The sequence below is a fragment of the Bradyrhizobium sp. 31Argb genome, assembly GCF_043638955.1.
Lineage (GTDB): Bacteria > Pseudomonadota > Alphaproteobacteria > Rhizobiales > Xanthobacteraceae > Bradyrhizobium.
Map to the genome: position 1 here is coordinate 1 of NZ_JBEGDB010000504.1, position 2,686 is coordinate 2,686.

The following is a 2,686-nucleotide window of genomic DNA, read 5'->3' on the forward strand; positions in this document are numbered from 1 at the left end:
CGCGAAACTACTTCGCCGTCGTCGCCATTGCCGCCACTCTGCTCTGGATAAGGTAACTGTCCACACGGCCTAGTGTCGCGTGCGCGGCGAGACGAATTATGCAAGCGATTCCAACGTGATTTGCCCCGTCCAGCCTTGCCGCGAAAAATAAACCGCTTAACCCGTCGGGCAAATCAGTGATTTAACTCCGCGCGTCTCACGGCGGATGAGGGGCGGCTCGCGATCTGTAGCGCGCAATTTCAAATGTCACCCCCGCGCAATTTCAAATGTCACCCCCCGGCGGGCCTCGTATTGGGGAGCCGCGAGGCCGGCGGCGGGGCTGCTTCCCGCTGACCCAGACTGGTTCGGGGGCGAGGGGTTCCAGGGAACCCCAGGCCTTGCCTGGCGCGGATTCAGCGGCTAGGTATCGTCAAGGGTGGGGGCCAATAATTGTCGGAAATTCAAGAACGGGCGCCTATGCGCCACTGGCACTCGATGTCAGTCGAGGCTGCCGGATCATCCACTCACCTGTCGAAACGGATCGCTGGACTGGACGGCATTCGCGGAATTGCGGTCTTGGCCGTCGTCGGATGTCACACATCCATTCCGTTCATGCTTGGTGGCGGCATCGGTGTTGACATCTTTTTCGTTCTGAGCGGATTCCTTATTTCGAGAGTTCTCATTGCTGAATTTATGGCAACAGGCCGAATTGACTTTGCCGGCTTTTACTGGCGCCGATTTCTGCGAATTGTCCCGCCGCTTATCATCCTATGCCTCGGATGGCTTTGCCTCGCGCTGATATTCGACATCTCGTTGCGCTCTCTTGCGCGAGATTTTTCCGTAACCCTCACCTTTATTGCCGACTACACCAGATCACGCGGCGGTATTCCACATTTTCTCGCCCCAACATGGTCCATTTCCGTCGAGGAACAGTTTTACTTAATTTGGCCTTTCGTGGCCATCGGTCTTCTGACATTCATTCGCGCGAGACAGAGTATTGTTTCAATTCTAGTGCTGACTGCAGTTGCGGTTGGAGCGTGGCGTTTTCATCGGTTTGAAACAACGGCACCGGATGATCTTGTCGCTGTCTATGACAGCTTTGACGCGAGATTTGACGCGCTCTGTCTTGGTTGCGCACTTGCGTTCTTGACGGAAGAGAATCTTAGGATAATTGGCAAACTGTGGCCTGCTGCGGTCATTGTAATCGCAGGGTTCATTTATGCATCGGCATGGAATCAACCCTGGATGTACCTCGGCGGCTTTAGCCTTATCGGAATATCTTCTGCTATCCTCATCGCCGCAGTCGCCTCTCGCAGCAGTCCAATGCTAGCTATGACTCTCGACAGCGGCCCCCTGCTTTGGTTTGGAACAATATCCTACTCGCTCTATTTATGGCACTGGCCTCCGCTCCTGATCATGATGATAAAGGGATATTCTGGTTACTCATTGTTGTTGAGTATCCCGATCTCTATCGTGTTGGCAGCGGCTTCGACGAGACTTGTCGAACGTCAGGCGACCTTGTTGAAACCGATGGGTTCGCGCTCGATCAGGATCGTCGTCAGTCTAGTGGTTCCGGTCCTATTTGTGATCGGCGTTCTATTCGTGCCGCCAAGCGTCCATCGATAAACGGACCTTCTTATTGCGTGCAGAATTCGGTGATAATAGCGAACCCCGAGGACCCACCGCCACCTGTAACAGCCGCCACAGTCGTGTCGGAAGCGGCGGCGCCGCCGCCCGATCCGTAGTTTCGGGCGGCGTTACCGTTGGCAGCATTACCATTTGCAGTATTACCCATGCCGCCGCCACCAAAGAAGCTAGAACCGCCAGCTCCATTCGGTGTTTTTATGGTTTGACTGGTCGAATACATTCCAGATGCGCCAGGGGCGCCAGCCGCGGCGACATCTCCGGTACCCGGTGCTCCACCATTCCCGCCGAAACCGACTTGCGAACCATTTCCAGAAAAGCCACCTGCACCGCCGTTAGCTACGCATAGAGTTCCGACGCTGGTGGTACCACCCGCAATTCCGTTCTCCGACCCCGGACCACCTGCGCCGCCCGCACCTACGGTCACCGTCTTCGATGCGCCAATTGCTGAGGCAGTTGCCATTAAGCGTGAATAGCCGCCACTACCGCCGCCCCCTCCGCTAAAATATTGGCCGCTTGCGCCTACAGCACCGCCACCACCTCCACCGCCGCCTACGCATTCGATAATGCAATAGAGCATTCCGACAGATGGAGTGTATGTACCACTAGTTGTGAACTTCTGCACTTTCACAACACCGATCGCTCCGATGTTGCCCCGCGCCAGTGCGGCGTTCGCCACATCGGAAAGATTGTTCGCTGACGACAAGTCGCCGCTGCCCTTCTGCGCCACCTTGATCCATTTGCCTGCAGCCAGATCTGTCGCGAACGTTCCCGATGTGTGCGAGGCCAAGCAGACATAGGTTTCGCCGGCCTGCACGACTGCACTGGCAGGCGGACCGGCGGTATAGGCTGTAGTCGTCACCCATGCGGTGGGTGGGCTCCACGCGGCGGGTCCAGTATCGCCCATCTCGCCTTTCTCCGACAGCACCAACCAATAGGTCGCGTTCGGCGGTGCCTGGTTCGTGTTTGGGGCGATCGCAAGGTACGTGTTCGCCGTCGAGACCTTTGAGACAAATTGAAGGATTTTGCGGAGGGAGGATTTCTGGTTCATCGTAGCCACCAG

The 2,686-nt window shown here is 56.5% G+C and carries 2 protein-coding genes; one reads left to right on the forward strand and one right to left on the reverse strand.

Going from position 1 to position 2,686, the window contains the following annotated elements; all coding sequences use genetic code 11:
* The first annotated feature begins 429 nt into the window (after positions 1 to 429).
* A complete protein-coding gene (locus AAFX91_RS40690) occupies positions 430 to 1,605 on the forward strand; it encodes an acyltransferase family protein (RefSeq protein WP_394570245.1) in 1,176 nt (391 codons plus the stop codon).
* Between the two features lie 10 nt (positions 1,606 to 1,615).
* Here the strand turns inward: AAFX91_RS40690 and AAFX91_RS40695 are convergent, their stop codons facing one another.
* Positions 1,616 to 2,674: a hypothetical protein gene (locus AAFX91_RS40695; RefSeq protein WP_394570246.1), complete on the reverse strand. Its 1,059-nt coding sequence runs from the start codon at positions 2,672 to 2,674 to the stop codon at positions 1,616 to 1,618.
* Positions 2,675 to 2,686 lie beyond the last annotated feature (12 nt).

Bases quoted from the DNA above. Each gene is read 5' to 3' on its own strand.
- AAFX91_RS40695 (WP_394570246.1), bottom strand. From the start codon at position 2,674: ATGAACCAGAAATCCTCCCTCCGCAAAATCCTTCAATTTGTCTCAAAG.